Annotated in this window: 21 protein-coding genes, 1 tRNA gene and 1 pseudogene; 14 read left to right on the top strand and 9 right to left on the bottom strand. The window is 53.2% G+C overall.

The window, feature by feature from the left end; genetic code table 11:
* Positions 1 to 120: 120 nt before the first annotated feature.
* The 7 genes from BEN30_RS17090 to BEN30_RS17060 all read left to right on the top strand — a co-directional run bounded on the left by BEN30_RS17090 (position 121) and on the right by BEN30_RS17060 (position 7,314).
* Positions 121 to 1,098 (top strand): 2-isopropylmalate synthase, encoded by a 978-nt coding sequence (locus tag BEN30_RS17090; RefSeq protein WP_069959513.1) that lies wholly within the window; start codon positions 121 to 123, stop codon positions 1,096 to 1,098.
* 214 nt (positions 1,099 to 1,312) lie between these two features.
* Positions 1,313 to 2,353 (top strand): rod shape-determining protein, encoded by a 1,041-nt coding sequence (locus tag BEN30_RS17085; RefSeq protein WP_069959512.1) that lies wholly within the window; start codon positions 1,313 to 1,315, stop codon positions 2,351 to 2,353.
* A 292-nt stretch (positions 2,354 to 2,645) separates the two neighbouring features.
* Positions 2,646 to 3,527 (top strand): rod shape-determining protein MreC, encoded by an 882-nt coding sequence (mreC, locus tag BEN30_RS17080; protein WP_245649078.1) that lies wholly within the window; start codon positions 2,646 to 2,648, stop codon positions 3,525 to 3,527.
* Positions 3,514 to 4,038: a rod shape-determining protein MreD gene (gene mreD / locus BEN30_RS17075; protein WP_170827107.1), complete on the top strand. Its 525-nt coding sequence runs from the start codon at positions 3,514 to 3,516 to the stop codon at positions 4,036 to 4,038. The genes mreC and mreD overlap by 14 nt, the downstream gene beginning before the upstream one ends.
* 12 nt (positions 4,039 to 4,050) lie before the next feature.
* A complete protein-coding gene (gene mrdA, locus BEN30_RS17070) occupies positions 4,051 to 5,991 on the top strand; it encodes a penicillin-binding protein 2 (RefSeq protein WP_084005680.1) in 1,941 nt (646 codons plus the stop codon).
* A 1-nt stretch (position 5,992) separates the two neighbouring features.
* The gene (gene rodA, locus BEN30_RS17065; RefSeq protein ID WP_069959510.1) at positions 5,993 to 7,150 is read left to right on the top strand and encodes a rod shape-determining protein RodA; all 1,158 of its coding nucleotides are present in this window, start codon (positions 5,993 to 5,995) and stop codon (positions 7,148 to 7,150) included.
* Between the two features lie 88 nt (positions 7,151 to 7,238).
* Positions 7,239 to 7,314: transfer RNA gene (locus tag BEN30_RS17060), tRNA-Lys, on the top strand.
* A 127-nt stretch (positions 7,315 to 7,441) separates the two neighbouring features.
* On the opposite strand, the gene BEN30_RS17055 is transcribed toward BEN30_RS17060, so the two are convergent.
* Entirely contained in the window at positions 7,442 to 8,545 is a 1,104-nt protein-coding gene (locus BEN30_RS17055; protein ID WP_069959509.1) for a tyrosine-type recombinase/integrase, read from the bottom strand.
* Positions 8,529 to 8,813 (bottom strand): hypothetical protein, encoded by a 285-nt coding sequence (locus BEN30_RS17050; RefSeq protein WP_139135110.1) that lies wholly within the window; start codon positions 8,811 to 8,813, stop codon positions 8,529 to 8,531. The genes BEN30_RS17055 and BEN30_RS17050 overlap by 17 nt, the downstream gene beginning before the upstream one ends.
* Before the next feature lie 92 nt (positions 8,814 to 8,905).
* Between BEN30_RS17050 and BEN30_RS17045 the strand changes: the two genes are divergently transcribed.
* A complete protein-coding gene (locus BEN30_RS17045) occupies positions 8,906 to 9,598 on the top strand; it encodes a hypothetical protein (protein ID WP_069959507.1) in 693 nt (230 codons plus the stop codon).
* 578 nt (positions 9,599 to 10,176) lie between these two features.
* Here the strand turns inward: BEN30_RS17045 and BEN30_RS18150 are convergent.
* Complete coding sequence (locus tag BEN30_RS18150; RefSeq protein ID WP_084005679.1) at positions 10,177 to 10,554, bottom strand: transposase; 378 nt, start codon at positions 10,552 to 10,554, stop codon at positions 10,177 to 10,179.
* 123 nt (positions 10,555 to 10,677) lie between these two features.
* On the opposite strand from BEN30_RS18150, the gene tnpA reads away from it, so the two are divergent.
* The 5 genes and pseudogenes from tnpA to BEN30_RS17020 form a co-directional block, all read left to right on the top strand.
* Positions 10,678 to 11,055: an IS66-like element accessory protein TnpA gene (gene tnpA / locus BEN30_RS19285; protein ID WP_069959346.1), complete on the top strand. Its 378-nt coding sequence runs from the start codon at positions 10,678 to 10,680 to the stop codon at positions 11,053 to 11,055.
* A 79-nt stretch (positions 11,056 to 11,134) separates the two neighbouring features.
* A complete protein-coding gene (tnpB, locus tag BEN30_RS17035; protein ID WP_407655980.1) occupies positions 11,135 to 11,398 on the top strand; it encodes an IS66 family insertion sequence element accessory protein TnpB in 264 nt (87 codons plus the stop codon).
* Positions 11,399 to 11,475: 77 nt separating this feature from the next.
* Positions 11,476 to 13,098 carry an IS66 family transposase gene (gene tnpC, locus BEN30_RS17030; protein ID WP_170827106.1) on the top strand — a complete coding sequence of 541 codons (1,623 nt, stop codon included), beginning with the start codon at positions 11,476 to 11,478 and terminating at the stop codon, positions 13,096 to 13,098.
* Between the two features lie 3 nt (positions 13,099 to 13,101).
* Positions 13,102 to 13,317 (top strand): hypothetical protein, encoded by a 216-nt coding sequence (locus BEN30_RS17025; RefSeq protein ID WP_069959505.1) that lies wholly within the window; start codon positions 13,102 to 13,104, stop codon positions 13,315 to 13,317.
* A 39-nt stretch (positions 13,318 to 13,356) separates the two neighbouring features.
* Positions 13,357 to 13,584: pseudogene (locus BEN30_RS17020) on the top strand (DUF6441 family protein); the annotation flags it as partial.
* A 423-nt stretch (positions 13,585 to 14,007) separates the two neighbouring features.
* On the opposite strand, the gene BEN30_RS17015 reads toward BEN30_RS17020, so the two are convergent.
* Positions 14,008 to 14,688 carry a hypothetical protein gene (locus tag BEN30_RS17015; protein WP_139135109.1) on the bottom strand — a complete coding sequence of 227 codons (681 nt, stop codon included), beginning with the start codon at positions 14,686 to 14,688 and terminating at the stop codon, positions 14,008 to 14,010.
* A 237-nt stretch (positions 14,689 to 14,925) separates the two neighbouring features.
* On the opposite strand from BEN30_RS17015, the gene BEN30_RS17010 reads away from it, so the two are divergent.
* Positions 14,926 to 15,273: a hypothetical protein gene (locus tag BEN30_RS17010; protein WP_069959502.1), complete on the top strand. Its 348-nt coding sequence runs from the start codon at positions 14,926 to 14,928 to the stop codon at positions 15,271 to 15,273.
* 252 nt (positions 15,274 to 15,525) lie between these two features.
* Here the strand turns inward: BEN30_RS17010 and BEN30_RS17005 are convergent, their stop codons facing one another.
* The 5 genes from BEN30_RS17005 to BEN30_RS19325 all read right to left on the bottom strand — a co-directional run bounded on the left by BEN30_RS17005 (position 15,526) and on the right by BEN30_RS19325 (position 19,092).
* Entirely contained in the window at positions 15,526 to 16,803 is a 1,278-nt protein-coding gene (locus tag BEN30_RS17005; protein ID WP_069959515.1) for a Fic family protein, read from the bottom strand.
* Positions 16,804 to 17,184: 381 nt separating this feature from the next.
* Positions 17,185 to 17,730, bottom strand: coding sequence for a plasmid pRiA4b ORF-3 family protein (locus tag BEN30_RS17000; RefSeq protein WP_069959501.1), 546 nt, complete (start codon positions 17,728 to 17,730; stop codon positions 17,185 to 17,187).
* Positions 17,731 to 17,759: 29 nt separating this feature from the next.
* The gene (locus BEN30_RS16995) at positions 17,760 to 17,993 is read right to left on the bottom strand and encodes a hypothetical protein (protein ID WP_069959500.1); all 234 of its coding nucleotides are present in this window, start codon (positions 17,991 to 17,993) and stop codon (positions 17,760 to 17,762) included.
* Positions 17,994 to 18,356, bottom strand: a complete 363-nt coding sequence (locus BEN30_RS16990) for an HU family DNA-binding protein (RefSeq protein WP_084005677.1) — start codon at positions 18,354 to 18,356, stop codon at positions 17,994 to 17,996.
* 250 nt (positions 18,357 to 18,606) lie between these two features.
* The gene (locus BEN30_RS19325) at positions 18,607 to 19,092 is read right to left on the bottom strand and encodes a BRO-N domain-containing protein (protein ID WP_069959499.1); all 486 of its coding nucleotides are present in this window, start codon (positions 19,090 to 19,092) and stop codon (positions 18,607 to 18,609) included.
* Positions 19,093 to 19,136: the final 44 nt, after the last annotated feature.

Raw genomic sequence — 19,136 nt, 5'->3', positions numbered from 1 at the left:
TTAGGCACCCCTGATACCTACGGCCCGTCGGCCGGTGGTGTTTAGGGGGAATGCGAATTTCACTGGGTCCGCCCCTGTGGGGGGACGCATGTCTAAGATATGAACTATGGAGCAAGTTTCATGAATACCAAGAAAAACCGAATTGTCGTTTTCGACACGACCTTGCGTGACGGCGAACAAGCGCCGGGTGCAACCATGAGCCTGGATGACAAGCTGCGCGTTGCCAGCGTTTTGGAGGGTATGGGCGTTGATGTGATCGAAGCGGGCTTTCCCATTTCATCAGACGGTGATTTTGAAGCCGTGCGTGAAGTGGCCAAGCAGGTCAAAACGTCCATCGTGTGCGGCCTGTCGCGGGCGGTCAAAATGGATATCGAGCGCTGTGCCGAGGCCATCGAACCCGCCCAAAGGGGGCGCATCCACATTGTCATTGCCACCAGTGAGTTGCACATGAAGTCTAAACTGCAGATGACGTCTCAACAGGTCTATGATCGCATCAAAGACAGCGTGACATATGCGCGAAAATTCACCGACGACGTGGAGTGGTCGGCGGAGGATGCGTCGCGTTCGGATCGCGCCTTTTTGGCGCGTTGCGTCGAGGCGGCCATCGAATGCGGCGCCCGAACCGTCAACATTCCCGACACCGTGGGCTATGCGATCCCCAGCGAATTTGCCGACTTGATCCGGTATCTGTTCAACACCGTTCCCAACATCGACAAGGCTGTCGTTTCTGTGCACTGCCATAACGATTTGGGCATGGCGGTGGCCAATTCATTGGCCGCGATCGATGCTGGTGTGCGGCAGGTGGAATGCACCGTTAACGGCCTGGGGGAGCGCGGGGGGAATGCTGCGATGGAAGAAATCGTCATGGCTTTGCGCACCCGGCACGACCTGATGCCTTACGACACTGGGGTGGTGAGCACCGACATTATGAAGGTTTCGCGGTTGGTGTCTGCGGTTACCGGATTTCGCGTGCAGCCGAACAAAGCCATTGTCGGGAGCAACGCATTTGCGCAGGGATCAACAATTTATCAAGGCCCTACATCCCAAACGGAGGATGTCGATCAAATCATGACAGCAAAATCGGTGGGCTGGACCTAATCCATGTTGATTATGGACAAGAAAACCGCACATTCTGCGCTTTGGGCCTAGCTTTCTTAGGGCTGGGGTGAGTATAAATAGAGTGCCGGATTCGATTCTTTCGTCAATTCACTCGTTGTTTCTCCGGCACTCTATTTTATAGGTTTCCAAAGGCTGCCCACAAATCGGGGGTGATTGGACTGGAAACGAAGATAATCACGGGGTTTGACAACCAATGCTTTCGAAACTTTTTGGGTTCCTTTCAGCCGATATGGCCATCGACCTTGGTACGGCGAACACACTTGTGTACGTCAAGGGCAAGGGCATTGTGCTCAATGAGCCGTCGGTGGTGGCGATTACGGAATCAAAGGGCAAGAAACAAGTTCTCGCCGTCGGTAACGAGGCCAAGCAGATGCTGGGCCGCACGCCCGGTGATATTCATGCCATCCGGCCTTTGCGCGACGGGGTCATAGCCGACTTTGAAGTCGCCGAACAGATGATTAAGTATTTCATCCGCAAGGTCCACAATCGGCGCACCTTCGCCAGTCCTATGGTTGTGGTGTGCGTGCCGTCCGGCTCAACGGCTGTTGAACGGCGCGCCATCCAAGAAAGCTGCGAAAGCGCCGGTGCACGTAAAGTGTTTTTGATCGAAGAGCCCATGGCAGCCGCCATCGGCGCAGGCCTTCCTGTGACGGAACCGACGGGCTCTATGGTCGTGGATATCGGTGGCGGCACCACCGAAGTCGCGGTGCTGTCGCTGGGCGGTATCGTTTATGCGCGTTCCGTGCGCGTTGGCGGCGATAAAATGGACGAAGCCATCATCGCCTACATTCGCCGCAACCATAACCTCTTGGTCGGTGAAGCCTCGGCGGCGCGGATCAAAGAAACCATTGGCAGCGCTTGCCCGCCCGAAGATGGCGAAGGCCGCACTATGGACATCAAGGGCCGCGATTTGATGAACGGCGTGCCCAAAGAAATCGTGATTTCCGAACGGCAAATTGCCGAAAGCTTGGCCGAGCCGGTCGGGGCCATCATCGAAGCCGTCAAAGTGGCTTTGGAGCACACCGCGCCGGAACTGGCTGCCGATATCGTCGATAAGGGCATTGTTCTGACCGGCGGCGGCGGGTTGCTGGGCAACATCGACCATGTGCTGCGTCACGCCACCGGATTGCCGGTTTCCATCGCCGACGATCCGTTGTCGTGTGTGGTCATGGGCACCGGGCGCGCTTTGGAAGAAATGAAAAAATTGCGCAACGTCTTGACCACGATGTACTGATCTGTTGTCTCGGGGCGTTTTGCGTCACAAATTGATAAAACGCCCGCACAGCCTTGTGTGGGCGTTTTCATTTGCCCGATTGTGTTTTAGCCGGGCACAAAAAAGTGAAGTGACGCGTTTTTGCGTGCATCAGCCATCATGTTGCTGTATTTGGGGCGTATAAGCTATATTAACCATATGGTTGGCATTATTGCGAAACGGGTTTCGCCGGTTTGAGCAAAACGGCGGGCAAAACAGTATGGGCAACGCCTCTTTTTTGTGGGGGCTTGGCAATTGAGTAAGGGATAATGCGGTGAAAAACCGCCCGCACTTAAGTCATCATCTGATCCATTCTGAAAAGGGAATGGCGAGCCGCTTCGGTTATCTGGGGCTGGTGCTGGCTGCGTTTGCGCTGATGCTTTTGGGCAAGGCCGACGTGGAAGTGATGGAAAAGGTGCGCTCCACCGTATCGGATACGATTGCGCCCGTGTTGGAAATTCTGTCGCGCCCCGCAACTGCGGTGGACCAGGTGGTTGACGATGTCACCCAGATGACCAACCTTCGCAATGAAAACATCCGTTTGCGCGAAGAAAACCAGCGCTTGATCGAATGGCAATCGGCAGCGCGTAAACTTTCGTCTGAAAACCAACAGCTAAAAGGTTTGTTGAATTTTGCGCCGGGCGCGGAACCGGGATTTGTGTCCGGGCGCGTGGTTGCGGATTCCGGAGGGGCCTTTGTGCATTCCGTTTTGGTTAGCGCAGGCGCGCGCGATGGGGTGTCCAAGGGACAAGCCGTTATCACCGGGGATGGCCTGGTGGGGCGTGTCCATGCGGTCGGTTCACGGTCCGCACGGGTTTTGCTGCTCACGGATTTGAACTCGCGTATTCCGGTGGTGGTTGAAGCCACGCGTACGCGGGCGATTCTCGCCGGTGACAACACCGATCGACCGCGCTTGGTGCATATGCCGCCGGGTGCGACCGTCAGTGCCGGAGACCGCATCGTGACCTCGGGGCACGGCGGTGCCTTTCCACCGGGCATTCCGGTTGGCGTTGTGGCGCTGGTCGGGGAAAGTACCATCACGGTTAAACCTTACGTCTATCGTGATCGTCTTGAATATGTGCGGGTGGTCGATTATGGCCTGCAAGGGATTTTGGATTCAAACTTCGCCGCCGAGGGTGCGGGTGTCATCAAATGAATTTGACGTTCTGGCAACGTCTGGATCTTGTTATGCGCGGCATAACGCCGTTTTTTTCACCTTGGTGTTGGTGGTGTTGGGCCAAGTGCCGTTACACATTCCAGGGTTTGCTGAGGTCGCGCCTCTGTTGCCGTTGATGGCTGTTTATCACTGGGCCATCTATCGCCCAGACCTGTTGCCCGCGATTGCAGTGTTTATGGCGGGCTTGTTGCAAGACGCTTTGAGCGGCATGCCCTTTGGCATCAATACGGTCGTGTTCGTGTTGGTGCACATGGTGGTGATGACCCAGCAGATGTTCTTCATGGGAAAATCCTTCAGTATCATCTGGTTGGGATTTTCGTTGGTTGCCGCAGGGGCGACCGTGTTGACGTGGCTTTTGACGGCCTTGTTTTATTCCGCTTTCACCAGCCCTGAATCGGCTTTCATTCAGTATTTGGTGACGGTTGGTGTCTTTCCTCTTTTGGCGTGGCTTCAAGTGCGATGGCAGCAATCGGTCTTGGCTCAGGTTTAGGGACGCAAAGGCATGCATAGGGATTCAGAGCGGCATAAACTCTTTACCCGTCGCGCCCTGATGTTGGGGGGCGGGCAGGCCGCGCTGTTGTCTGTTTTGGTCGGGCGGATGTATTACCTTCAGGTGATCGAATCGCAACGTTACGTTACCTTGGCCGATGAAAACCGCATCAACTTTCGTCTGTTGCCGCCGCCGCGTGGACGCATCGTTGATCGCAACGGTTTTGCCATGGCGGACAATCAGCAAAACTATCGTGTCGTCATCATTCCTGAGCAAGCGGGCGATGTGGAACGCACTTTGGATTTGTTGTCGCTGATCGTTCCGTTGAGTGGCGGGGAACGTCGTCGTATTCGACGTGAAGTGAAACGCAAACGGGCCTTCGTGCCCATCACGGTACGCGAAAACCTTGATTGGTCTGAAGTTGCCCGCATCGAGGTCAATACCCCGGACCTTCCCGGTGTGTTGATTGATGTTGGGCAAAGCCGCAGTTATGCGAACGGTCTGGAAACGGCCCATGTGTTGGGCTATGTGGCGGCCGTTTCGGAAAAGGAACTCACCGGCGATCCTTTGTTGGAATTGCCCGGCTTTCGCATTGGTAAGGCTGGGGTGGAAAAGGTTTACGATCTGGCGTTGCGCGGATCAGGCGGAAGTTCTCAGGTCGAGGTCAATGCCCTAGGCCGGGTGATCCGCGAACTGAACCGTCAAGAAGGTCAGGCGGGCAATGAAGTGCGCTTGACCATCGATATGCAGTTGCAGCATTTCGTCGCGGAACGTCTGGGCAATGATAGCGCCACTGTGGTGGTGATGGATGTGCACACCGGAGAAGTCCTGTCTTTGGTGTCGTCGCCGTCTTTCGATCCCAATTCGTTTAACACCGGGCTCAGTCAGGTCGAATGGGAATCTCTGATTTCCAATCCCAAAGCTCCTCTGACCAACAAAGCGATCGCGGGGCAATATGCGCCCGGTTCCACCTTCAAGCCGGTGGTTGCGTTGGCTGCTCTTGAAAAGGGCGTGATTTCTCCGGACACGACCATTCACTGCTCGGGTTCGACAAAACTTGGCAATTCGGAATTCCATTGTTGGAAAAAGGGTGGTCACGGCCTTCTCGATTTGACGGGGGCCATTGAGCATTCTTGCGATGTGTATTTCTACGAAGTCGCCCGCCGCACGGGGATCGAGCGCATGGCCGCCATGGCGCGGCGCTTTGGCCTGGGCGAAAAATTGGGCCTGGATTTGCCGGGTGAAAAAAATGGCTTGATGCCAAGCAACAAATGGAAATTGGGGGCCATCGGGGTGCCATGGCAGCTTGGCGAAACGTTGATTGCCGGTATTGGCCAGGGTTATATTTTGTCGACGCCCCTGCAGTTGGCGGTGATGACGGCACGCTTGGCAAATGGGGGATATGCGGTGACGCCAAGGCTGACCATGGACCGGGTGACTCCGACGGGGATCGAGCCGTATACGGATGAAGAAGGGGCGCCGCTGGGGCTGTCACCTGAACATCTTGCCGTTGTGAGAAAAGGCATGGACAACGTTGTCAATTCGCCCACCGGCACGGCACGGCGCTCTCGCATCCCCGAAGACCGCTGGCAAATGGCCGGCAAAACCGGCACCGTTCAGGTGCGGCGGATCTCCAAGGCGGAACGCGAAACGGGCGTTTTGAAAAATGACGACCTTCCGTGGATTGAGCGCGACCATGCGCTGTTCGTTGGCTTTGCGCCGGTGCAAAACCCTCGCTTTGCCGTATCCGTGGTGGTGGAACACGGCGGTGGCGGATCCTCGACGGCGGCCCCGATTGCGCGCGATGTGTTGCGCGAAACCCAGCGTTTGGCCGAATTGCGTCCCCCCCGGGGACATCAAGATGTTCAAGCTGTGCCCCAGAGTGGTTCTAAGGACGGCTCTAAGGGCGGTCCTGTGGTCGGTTCTGGCAAGCCTCCGGTTCGGGGAACCTGATATGCTTTTTCATGATGGTCTTTTATCGCATCCCAAAGTGAGCATCGGGCAAAAGCTATTGCATTTGCACTGGCTGTTCGTGGTTTTGCTGGCGCTTACGGCTGGGATTGGTTTTGCCATGCTCTACAGCGCCGGCGGGGGCAATTTCGAGCCGTGGGCATCGCGTCAGATGGTTCGTTTTGGTGTCGGCTTGCTGGGCATGGTGATCATTGCCGTCACCGACATCCGCCTGTGGCTACGCTATGCATATGCCTTTTATTTTATGGTGTTGGTGTTGTTGGTGGCCGTTGAAATTGCCGGTTTTGTCGGTATGGGTGCACAACGGTGGATCAGTTTTGGCCTGTTCAACGTGCAACCATCCGAACTGATGAAGGTGGCTTTGGTGCTGGGCTTGGCACGCTATTTTCACGGTGGCAGCATCGAAGACGTTGGGCGGCCGATGTTTTTGATTCCGCCCTTGTTGATGGTGGTGATCCCGGCCATTTTGATTGTGCGTCAGCCTGATTTAGGCACCACCTTGATGTTGGTTTTGGCCAGCATCGCCATGTTTTTTGCCGCTGGGGTGCGGATGTGGAAATTTATTTTGGCGGGGATTTTGGGCTTGATTGGTGCCCCCGTGGCCTGGTTCACCATTTTACGCGACTACCAAAAACAGCGCATTTTGACTTTTATGGACCCGGAAACAGACACTTTGGGTGCCGGCTATCACATCATTCAGTCGAAAATTGCACTAGGCTCCGGTGGTATGTTTGGCAAAGGCTTTATGCAAGGTACCCAGAGCCATTTGAACTTTTTGCCGGAAAAACAGACGGATTTTATTTTCACCATGCTGGCGGAAGAATTTGGCTTGGTTGGCGGACTGACGCTGTTGTCTTTGTATATTCTGTTGCTGACCTACGGGTTTGTCATCGCTGCATCGTCGCGCAACCACTTTGGGCGATTGGTGGCGATTGGCGTGAATGTAACGTTCTTCCTCTACATCTTCATCAACATCGCCATGGTTATGGGCCTGATCCCGGTGGTTGGTGTGCCGTTGCCGTTGGTGTCGTATGGCGGCACCGCAATGCTGACCCTTTTGTTCGGCTTTGGATTGTTGCTGTGTGTGCATATTCACCGTGATCTGACCATCGGACGGCGCGACAGCGGCGACGAATTCTAAAACCCGCACAAAAACACACTTGCGCCCCTGTCTCAGGGGCTTTATATGAACCCAACCCATATGGTTGAAGCCACTTTCAACCACATGCGGGCGCATAGCTCAGTTGGTAGAGCAGCTGACTCTTAATCAGCGGGCCGTAGGTTCGAGTCCTACTGCGCCCACCATATTTTTCGCAGAATACTGCGATATTTCAGAGGAGGGGGATCATTTTGGTCCCCCTTTTCTTCCAACTTATTTCCCGTTTCCAACCTCACTTCCAACTTTAGGCCATGGTTTGTTCCCGTGGCCCACTCATTTGCTCTTCCGGGATTTCCTTTGCCGATAGAGCTGATAGGCAGAAATGGCCTCGCGGGCCATGTCTGAATTGCGTGGCATGTAGGTTTCCAAAATGCGCTCACAGTGGCCTATATCATGCCCGCTGACGGCAGTAATGCAGGTGGTGCTAATTCCGGCCTCACCCATACGGACAATGGCGGTACGGCGCAGATCGCGGAATTGAAGGCCTTCAATATCAGCGGCATTAGTAATTTTTTTAAAAAGGTGCCTGAAATGATCCGGGCGGTAAGCTTTGTCTGTTGCCTCGCTGCTCACAATGAATTCATTTTTAACTGATGCCTTTTCAAGCGCTGATCTAAGTTCTGGCAGAATTGGGACCGCCACCCATTTTCCAGTTTTTCCCTGTTTAAGGCGGATTTCGTTTGCTGCCTGGTCAAACTGTGACCAGCAAAGCTTTAGGATGTCTCCCTGCCGTTGAGCTGTGGATACAGCCAGCAATACAGCTAAGCCCATGGACGGATAGGCCATGTCTTCTGCGGCCTTAATAAACTTGTCTTGATCGTCAACAGACCAGACCTGATCGCGCGGAGGCCGGGAAGGCATTTTAATCCGCCGCGCAGGATTGCTATCGATAATTCCCCGGTCGTATGCAAATTCGAAAAGTATGCGCATTTGGCGGCCGATGGCGTTCGCGAATGCGGGTTTCTTGGCGTAAAGAGTTCGATGGAAATTTATGATGTTGCCCCGGGAGATCGTGTTTATTGGTTGATCTCCGGCCCATGAATCAATGCGATCAAGACATTGTGTGTATATGCGCTGTGTCGCGTGCGCCTTGCTGGTAAAGACAGGGTCTTTGTAATAAGTATCAATCACATCTGATAGGAGAGAGCCTTTCTGAAGGATTTTTTCAATAGGCTCAGCGCCCCCGTTTCGCCACGTGTCTAGCTCGCGGTTAAGAGTTTTGGCTTCAAGTTTTGCTGTTTCGAGATCGTCATTAAGTCTTCTGGGTAAGAACCCATTTTTGCGTAGCATATTTGTGGGTTGCCAGTAGTAAAGCACATGCCCGGATTTTTGTTTTTTTGAAACAAAATGACGAATTTTTTTATTTTCGTTCATCATTTGCAATCGCCTTTGCCCTTATTTGCAATAGATCAGCTTGAGGGGGGCTTTTTTGATCCAGGCCACACCTATGATCCAAAAATTTGATAATTGCCTTTGAATCCCTCCCGCCCAGATCTGGGTCATTTTTGGGGAACCCTTCCTTCTCAAGCTTAGCGCTGTGCTTTTTTAACCACGCGGGGCTCTTTCCTAAATACTTGGCTGTTTGAGACAGGTTCCAAAAGCGCCCGACGAGCCTGCCGCCGGGGGCTATATCTTCTGTATGCAAATCTGGTCCGTTGTTTCTCATTGTGAGAGTATTGGGAATCATATATGATTTGTCAAATAATATTTACAGCAGTTAACTAGGAGTTTGCTATAATGGGTTTTATCATCCATGTTCCCGAGCTTCAAGCGCTACGGCAGGCATGTGATTTTTATGGAGGGATTAGAGCCGTCGCGTTAAAGGCTGGGATTCAGAACTCAAACCTAAGCCGGTGGCTAAAGGGAGAAAAAACTCTATCAAATCAATCCGTTATAAAATTTCTCGCGGCGATAGACATCCCTGAGGGGAAAGTTGATACAAGTAAGGTGCTTGAGTGGAGTATCAATTGGATAATTGATAAAAAATTATCTAAGGGCATTGAGCTGTATTTCCCTGAGGGGGAAATAGAACTAGCCAGGGCCCCATGGTCGAGGTGGGGGCTTGATGCATTGCTGAAGCAGGCCATGTCCCTTGGAAGGGTGTCTAAAGACCTCCCTCCCGAGATCTACGCCATGAAACAAGAGGAAGTAAGGGTAGTCCTGCGTCGAACCCCTGGGGTGCCGCTGACTCTCAAAGAGTTTGGGGGCAGAGTTAAGTGGAAAGAAGGTTCTCTCGAAGCATCTGCCATAAATATCAGCATGCTTGATTTGCCGTGGATTGATGGCGGATTATCTCCCGATGAGTTTGACAGGGTGTGGGAAGGGAAGAATGCAACAATGAATGATATTGTTGCATATATTGAAAATTCTCAGGCTGACACTCAAGAAGTGCTAAATCTTTTGAAAAAAAAACTCCCAATTAAAAGGTAGTACGCAGCCAGACCATTATGTGGCCCTCGCATATTTGCTTACCAATAATCGTATAAAAATTAACCCTCCTATCCACCAAACGAAGGTAGCGGGTCCGAGTAATTCATTGCGGAGGTCAAAAATAGAAAGGGAGGCGACCGAAGTCGCCTCCACAATCATTAAATCACCGACAACAGGATCGCAATTGCGCAGAGCGTTCTAGAGAGATCCACGGTGATAACCACGTAAAACATGGTTACAACCTTTCAGGTCGGCGCCGGCGCGAAACCCTTTTAGGTTAACGCCAATCGATTCAGTCCAACGTGATAACCGTCGTTGGGGACAATCGGCCCACATTCAACGGTGCGCACCGCATCCTGTGGCGTCAGTTGTCTCGGGTCCGCTCCACTACCATCAGGTCTATGGAGTCGGTGGCCCGCTGACGATCTGGGCTTGCCCGATTGATGGTCGAAGTGACAAACCTCGATTCGCTCGGAGCCTCTTATGGATAATAAGCAACCCGCTCATAAATTGCAACCAAAAATCACATCATATTGTGCGGAAATTATTGCTTAGCACAAATTGTTGTGCCCTGTGTTTTAGGACGCTGGCGGTGGCGGATATCCAGGACCAATTGGCGCTGGCCAGGCAAGGCCCCATTCCGGGGTGCGGCGCAGTTGTCTGCCTACGGCGCGCGACAGTAGTGTTTTTAAGGGGCCGATGAACGGCTTCTTATGGCCGCATTTGGCCTCATCCTGATAGCGGCATCGCATGTTCCACCGGAATACCATCTCATCGACATATCGCTGGAGAAGATGCTTGCTCGTCCAGTGAAACACGCCAAATTGCGCCCGTTCCAGCATAGCGGCAAAACCTTCTGACGTGTTGATGTGAACGTCATTAAGGGCGAATTGCTTTTTGCCGTGGTTCACTGTGTGGTGTGCCGCGAATTTTGTACCGGCTTGCCATTTGGACAAACAAAAACCTGATCAGAACGGTAACCCTCCGCCGAAGGCCGCCTTCATTTTGCATTCTATATCTGGGATTGTCTATCAGCGGGCAATTGATGTCCGTTTAAGGATAGATGGACATCTACGGTGATGACGGATTGGCGAACATGTAAGCGGCGTCGATATTCAGACGCGTTCAAACGGCAGGTTGTTGCGGAGGCGTCTGAGGACGGGGTCTCGGCGTCGTCGGTGGCGCGTCGGCATGGATTAAACACGAACTTGGTTTTCAACTGGCGGCGGCGATTTCGCGCGAATGCGACGCCTACGTTTATTCCGGCGGTGATCGTTCCCGAGGAAGACGCGCTGGAGAGTTCTGGCGCTGAGCGGTTTATACCAAGGAGTGCTGAGGCGGTGCGATCAGATGGAACCATGGAAGTTGTATGTCACGGCGGGCGGCGGATTGTCTTGGCTGCAGATTTCGACGCTCGCGCGTTGGTGCGTCTTCTGAGCCTTGTGGAGGAACGATGATCCCGGTTCAGGTCGGCGTTCGGGTTTGGCTGGCGACGGGCCACACGGACATGCGCAAAGATTTCCAGGGCTTTCGCTTTTGGTTCAGGAAGTGCTTGAACACGATCCTCTGGGCGGACACCTGTTTGTCTTCCGGGGCCGTCAGGGGAATCTTTTGAAGGTCATCTGGCACGATGGTCAGGGTGCCTGTTTGTTTACCAAGCGCCTTGAGCGAGGCCGTTTTTTGTGGCCTTCGGCCGCTGACGGGGTGGTGGCAATCACCTCCGCGCAGTTGGGTTATTTGCTCGAAGGGATCGATTGGCGCATGCCGCAAAAAACCTGGCGTCCGACATCCGTTGGATGATGTTTTGACTTGGCTTTTGGGGCCGGACGTGATTCCATAAGCTCATGGAAAAGCATGAGAATCCAACGACTGAACCCATGCCCATCGACCTTGATGGCGCGCTTTCGATGCTGCTTTGCGAACGCGCGGCACGGGTCAAGGCTGAGGCTGAGGCGGCCCATGTTCAGGCGGTTCTGTCGAGCAGCGAAGCCCTGATTATGCATCTCAGGCTGGAGATTGAAAAGCTGCGGCGCGAACTCTTTGGCACGCGTTCGGAGCGCAAGGCCCGGCTGCTCGATCAATTGGAACTGCAACTCGAAGATCTCGAGGCTGCGGCGTCCGAAGACGAGCGCGCCAGCGAACAGGCAAGCCGATTGACGGATGTGACACCACACCGCCGCAAACACCCCGGACGTCAGTCTTTTCCCGAGCACCTGCCACGCGAGCGTCGTGTCATCGCGGCGCCTTCAACTTGCCCCTGCTGCGGTTCGCACAAACTCTCGAAGTTGGGCGAGGACATCACCGAGACCTTGGAGATCATTCCGCGCCAGTGGAAGGTGATCCAGACCGTGCGCGAGAAGTTCTCATGCCGTGAATGCGAGAAGATTGCCCAACCGCCGGCACCGTTTCACGTCACGCCGCGCGGCTTTCTGGGGCCGAACCTGCTGGCCATGGTGCTGTTCGAGAAGTTCGGGCAGCATCAGCCCCTGAACCGCCAAAGCGCGCGTTTTGGCCGCGAGGGGATCGATCTGAGCGTCTCGACCCTGGCCGACCAGGTGGGGGTTTGCACGAGCCTATTGCAACCCCTGGAAGCGTTGATCGAGGCCCATGTTTTGGCGGCGGAACGTCTGCATGGCGACGACACGACCGTGCCGATCCTGGCCCGTGGCAAGACGGTCACGGGGCGGATATGGACCTATGTGCGCGATGACCGACCTTTTGGCGGCAAGGGTCCGCCGGCGGCTCTCTATTATGCCTCGCGGGATCGGCGAGGCGCGCATCCCGAGGAGCACCTCGAGGGCTGGTCGGGCATTCTGCAGGCCGATGCCTACAGCGGCTACAACGGGCTGTTCAACCCGACGCGGGCCGGGGGCTCTGCAACGGTGGCGCTCTGCTGGGCGCATGCGCGGCGGCAGTTCTTCGAACTGGCCGATATTGCGGCCAACGCGCGGCGTGGTCGCACGGCGCAAGCGATCTCACCAGTGGCGCTCGAAGCGGTCAAACGTATCGATGCCCTGTTCGACATCGAACGCACCATCATCGGCCTGAACGATAGTGAGCGCCTGCGCGTCCGACGTGAGCGGAGCGCCCCCATTGTGGCGGATTTGGAAGCTTGGCTGCGTGAGGAACGCGCGCGCCTATCGCGTGCGTCATCGGTCGCCAAGCCGATCGATTACATGCTCAGGCGTTGGGAAGCCTTCGCTCGGTTCCTTGATGACGGCCATATCTGTCTGACCAACAATGCCGCTGAGCGCGCGCTGCGAGGCTTCGCCTTGGGACGAAAATCTTGGCTATTTTGCGGCTCGGAACGAGGAGCCGAACGGGCGGCAGCCATGGCAACGCTTATCGAGACCGCGAAGCTGAACGACGTCGATCCGCAGGCTTGGCTGGCTGATGTGCTGGGGCGCATCAATGATCTGCCGCAAAGCCGCCTGCGCGAACTGCTGCCCTGGGAATGGAAAACGAAGCGCGATGTGCTCTCCGGTCCAGCAGCCTCCTGAACCATGGCGGTGATCTCTCACGTATTCACAATCCGACGCGTATCGCAAATACTGGGGCGTGAGGAAGACCTGCTCCGGGAAATCGCCAGCCAACTCGAGCCCGAGGACGGCATGCTGTGGGTTTATGATGTCGGCGACAGTCAAATCCTTGCCTTCACCCAGCAAGGGATCGAGATGCTACGCGACATCATTGAAGACCAAATCCAATGCGCCGATTGATCGGTCGCGTCTGACAAACACGGAACAAAAAACCGTGGTCTTCACCGGATGGTTACTCAGAACGAGCAGGTTCGGGAAGCGACCAATGGGCTCAAGTTGGACCTGCGCCAACAGATCCAGGGCGCAGGGCTTGGCCGTCGTCTCGCCAACACCTGGCGCAGTGAGGTCTATCCCAAAGGCAAGAAAAGCATTCGGGCACCCGTGGAAGCATTATGGAAGCAAGAGGGCGAATACCGTGGCGCGAGCCTTCGAAAAGCAGTGTGCTGACCGCTCTGCTTAAAGTCAACTAAGTCATTTAAATTGCGAAGAAAAAAGCAATTCTGCGTGGTCGTGCGCAGTTCGTTCCATACGGCTCACACATTGAACGTAGCAGGTCGAAGTTTATCGTAGTTCTGTGTGGTCGCCGCATGCGCAAACCACAGGAATAGCAGAAGTTCCCGGACGAGTATCATTCGTCGATAAGCCAGGAGAGGTATGTAGCTGTCTCAAATTCCGAGGGCACTCATGTTCCATTTGCCAACGGCCCTCGCCACATTTACATCCCAACAGACGGATGTTGGCAATGACCTCCTCAGCATCCAGAGTAGTTACTGATATTCCTCTGAAAAACTTCATGTCGCACCTAGCCCGTGTGTAATCGCCAGCCGACCAGGGCGGGCGTGTAGGATTTATGCCGCCTGTCCATTTCTGCTATTTTTCACTGGATGCAGGCTTTTTATCCGCCCATTGCTTTGGCGAATAAGTGTGTGCGGGTTTGAATGTATTCCGAAGGTCTTCCTTGTAATACATCCTGAACTCCAAAATTCTTTGGATCGTTCTTGAGGATAGTTTGTCGCCATAGATCGGGAGCTCATCGGGTTTCCAGCACTTTAGAAACTCCATGAACGTTCCATTTTTCCGATGATCAATTTTTTTGGGCTTGAACAGATCCACGTATATGCGAACCATATTCAAAACCCAGTCGTATAAAATTCGATCTACAGGCCTTCCGGTTTCAGCAAATGTGGGAACCGTTTTTAGAAGGACATCACATGCCGTGCTCAGGCGGTCCAGTTCAGCAGTCAATTCTCCTTGGAAATCGTCGCTGCCTAGATACGAATGCAATTCATCCAACAGCATCAGGTCTGCAGTCTGAACCTCTTCCTTAAGCTGCTTAATCAGGTTCTTGATCCTGTGGCATGACGACTTCTTGCTTTTGTAGGTAAAGCGACCGTTGGTGGTTTTCCTGGATTTTGCGTAACGGTCGTACTGGTCTCTCGCGAAGCCAATATGCATCATCGCATCCTCGAGCATATCAGCATCAATGTTCGGAATTTCGCGGGTGATGAGCTCCCTCATTACCTGAGCTGATGGTGTATCGACATGCCCCATGATGCCCTCCCAAATCCTAATCTCACTGTTGTCAAATTTCATTTTGTTTATATACGTTAGTTATTGCAATGAAAATATTATAAATCATTGAAAAACATGTAAAAAACATGAAAAAATAAAGATCATTATGCTTACTCACGGCTGGCATACGCATCCCAATTTTGGGGCTGGTTGTGGCATAAAAATGAGGTCGGCAAACGACGATTTCGATGAACCGCTGAACAACCGAGGTGAGCCATGAAAAATTCAAAATTTATAGCCGCGTTTCCTGCCAACGATAACATTGACATTCGATGCGCGTCTTCAAAGCACGCGTCAAAGAACTACCGGCGTCGTGGCGTTGTGGATGACGCTGTTCAGGCGATTTTGATCCATGGCGATCTTGTCGCCTGCCGTGGGGGCGGGGTCACCCTAATTCAAATTTCAAAAAAGAAACTTCGGGAAATGGGGGGGGGGACGCCGGAGGGCGTGCAGACTGACCGCCTCAAGAACCTGTGCCTATTGGTGGCTAACGACAATACGATCGTCACCGCCGTCCATCCGAGCAAGGGGAAATACAAAATTGGACGAAGGGTGGAGGGTTAATAAAGTGACGTTCTCTGTCCATTGTCTCCCTGACCTTGATTTTGATTCCTTGGTAAGCTCTGGCACGTTCAGGCATCTCCTGACGATGTTTTCGTCACATACACGTTGCCTGGACAAGGCCCTCGCATCCCCGCGCCAAGGTACGCGCACCTGAACTTAATGTCTGGAAGACAGCGGGGGAATAACCCCGCTACATTGGCAAAGTCAATCATAAGCGGGTCCGGCATATTGTCGGGGCCGTTTTGATTGTTGTTAACTTTCAAGGCCGAGTGTTCTGCGTGCGCCTTCCAAAGCAATAGCAGGGTCTTCACCGAATGGTCGGGCCAACACGGCAATAACTTCCTCTGCTGCAAAAATCCGGTTTCGTCCGTGACCGGTACGCTCGCGAACGACACATTTTTTTTGCAAGTTGTTCAATGCTGAGGATGCCGCTTGAAACGATACCCCCAATTCTTGTGCAAGCATATTGGCCGTGATGATCGGTGTTTTTATCATCGTATCGAGCGTTTTCATTGCCGATGATCCTTTACGAAATTTACCGCGTCCCTGCCAAAGCGCCGGAAAATCTCCGATTATCGAGCGGGACAATTTTTCTTCTTCACTGGACATGATGATTGCATCGCAAACAAATTTGACGATACGTCCATATGATAGTTGTTTCTGCGCTTCTTGGAGCGCCAGCCCGTATTCCTGACGATTTTGTTCAACATATCCCGATAGATATAAAGGCAAGTGACCCGAGGCCATCATCTGGAGAGGCCAGAGAATACGTCCGACACGACCATTTCCGTTACTGAACGGGTGAACGGCTTCGAAATGGGCATGTCCGATGGCCAACCGTATGGGAAGGCTCATCCCCATTCCGGCATCGCCAAGTTCGATTGCGGTTTTATTGCGCAACCACACCATGACATCTTCCAGACATCGAGTGGCCTGGTCGGGCGGGGCCGGATTATAGACGGAGTCTTCTTTTCGCCCGCCACCACCAATCTGGACGACATCCCCCGGCAGGCCGGGTGTTCGTATGCGGCCCGGAATTCCGTGAAAATCAGGGTCTTTCGACAGCACCAGTTCATGCAGGTTGCAAACCAGTTCCTGCGTTAGTACCGATATGCCTTTTTCTTCTATATGGTTAAAACCATATTCAAGTGCCGCTGCGTAACCGCGCACAGATTTGTGCTCCGATTTTCCGTCTCCCTCGTCATAGACTTCACTTGGAGTAAGAACATTATCAATGGTTGACCATGTTCCTTCCATTCTCGAAGAAGACACGGCTTCACGGCGAGCAAAAAGATAAGCGACCAATTTGTCGAGTTGTGAGGCTTCAGACCAATGGGGCCGCCCTTGCAACAAGCTCACCGCCTTGCCGATAACACCGACCGGCATGGTGGGCGGAAGTGTGGTTGGCGGCGGCGGCGGGACGACAAACCAGATGTTTTCGTAGCCTGCATTGGGAACATGGACAACCCCGCACCCTTTCTCGGGGGTGTAGGGGGCTCTTAAATGGCCAACGAGATCTTCTCTTCGCATGTCTATAACCTTGAACACTATCTTCTGCATTCAAGCTTATCAAAACATCCATGAATAAGCAATTTTATATTCACGGTTAGGGTGGGTGCCAATTTACATGCCTGAATACTGACAGATTGAATGAACTGTCGTTATACGCACCCTCCTGTCCGCCTTGGGATACGGTGTTTTGCAAAACCACAGCAACGGTTAAATGGATTGTTTGGTACGCACCCGTGTCAACGACAGAGTAAAAGTTACCACAATTCCAGAGCAAAAGGTTACCACCTTGTGGCTTAGGTGATGGAATCCGTCGGTATGTTCGCCAAAATAGCGTTCGAGGGGTACACGTTGCCTGGACAAGGCCCTCGCATCCCCGCGCCAAGGTGCGCGCACCTGAACTTAATGTCTGGAGGACGAAGTTAAGGCCTTCAGGCGTTTGTTTGCAAGGTCCTGATCAAACTTCTCCGGATCAAAATCGCCAACCCAGTCTAGAAACTCTGGGTCAGCGGATTTTGGGGAGCGTACAGCTTCGACGAGATCAGAGTAGGCATAGGGGCCGCCACTGTCTTCTGGGGGACAGGCGCGTTTCCCGTCTAGGCAGCGCAATTCGGTTGGCTTTGACCCTATGCTTTCGACTTTTATTTCATGACGCCAGTCGTCCCCAAAATCATAGACATAGAGGAATGTCTCGCCTTCCATCAGGATATGAGAAAGTCGCACGTTGCCTTCCTCGGATATGGGGCGGCCACCAGACGCATCCTCGGGTACGCCATAGCGGTTACCATCGATGATGAAGAGGTGAAGGTGCTCGTCTTCCCATCCCATTACGGCTTGGATGACAAAATGCAGCCCAGCGAGGGTATAGTCTGCTGGCACGCAAACCTGTCGCCAGATTTCAGGCTCAATGTCGGTCAAGCGGATGTGCAGGGTAATGGATAAGGCCATGTTTATTTATAACCTTGTGTCTAAAACAGTCAGGCGATAAGCCAGCGGTATATCCCCAGCAAATTGATGATGATGAAAACGGCGTTGAGCAAGAGAAGACTACGCTCGTGCATCACCACCCCCGCGATTGCCCATGACACTGAAGATACCAGGAACAAAACGAACCCCCAGCCTGATACGGGCAGATTGAGGGCCACAAGCGCCGCGCCGGTCACGCCGAATAGCGTGCCCGTCCATTTTGCTATGCTGATAAATGGCGGCATTTACACAGAGCGTTTTAGGGACTGACCCGCTTTGAAGCGCACAGACTTTGAGGCCTTGATGCGGATAGCTTCACCCGTAAATGGATTGCGGCCCTTGCGCGCTGCTCGCTTAGCAACAGAGAATGAGCCAAAGCCAACAAGCTGCACCTTCTCATTTTTCTTGAGGGAGCTGGTAATGGTTCCGATCAAGGCGTCCATTGTTTCCTTGGCTGCCTTGGCCGTGCAGCCTGTTCCGGCTTGGATAATACTGTTCAGGTGTTGGCGATCACTCACCCCAGCAGGGGTAGCCTTATAAACTTTTGTTGGTTTCTTTTCTGGTGCCGTTTTTGCTTTAGCCGGTGCCTTAACAGTTTTCTTCGCCATGTTTATAAACTCCGTAAATGGATTGGGGGCTGAGTGACAGCATATCTGCTTGGGGGAACACCTTAAAGCAGCCTGTAATCACATGGCAACGACTTGTCAGGTTTCCACAACAGGTTTTCACTCCATACTGTTGCCACACCATATGGACAATGATCAAATATTTTTGAGGCAAAATATTCATGTGCGCGTTGTGAAGATATTAAAAGGCCGCCCACACGGGGCGGCCTTTCAGCTTATCGAGGGTAGAAAGTCAATCCATGGCTATACGCCGTTGCCAGGCGACCCATTCCGGTATGTTCGTGTCCGTGAAACGATCCATAAGGTCCGCGATTTCCTGGTCCGTTAGGCTTGTGTTTGCGATCAGGATTTGTGTGAATTTTTTTATAATGGATGTCTTCTCAGAACGCTTCTCTGCAATCTGATTCCCCTGGTGAATGACTTCTTGCTGTGCATCAATCAGGTCGCGCATGTGTTGGAAATGGATTTCATGTTGTGGGGGGCTATCAGGTTCTTGGCGATCAGTGTTGTAACCACCCGTCTTGCGGATCGTGGGAAGGACTTCCGACGTGACCCACTTTTTGAACCGTTTGGCGGCTGCTTTCCGGCTTTTGAAGATGAGGGCATAAAGCCCGGATTCATTAACAACCCTCATTTCCTGATCGCCGGCCCGAAGAAGCTGGTCGAACAACTTCATGTTTAGGGCGTTATCTTCAACGATTAGGACGGTCTTGGTCATTTATTACCCTTCCAACGTTTGCCGGATTGTATTACCAACCCTAA

It is taken from the genome of Magnetovibrio blakemorei, from assembly GCF_001746755.1.
In the GTDB taxonomy this organism is placed as follows: domain Bacteria; phylum Pseudomonadota; class Alphaproteobacteria; order Rhodospirillales; family Magnetovibrionaceae; genus Magnetovibrio; species Magnetovibrio blakemorei.
This window is presented reverse-complemented; position numbering and strand designations above follow the sequence as displayed.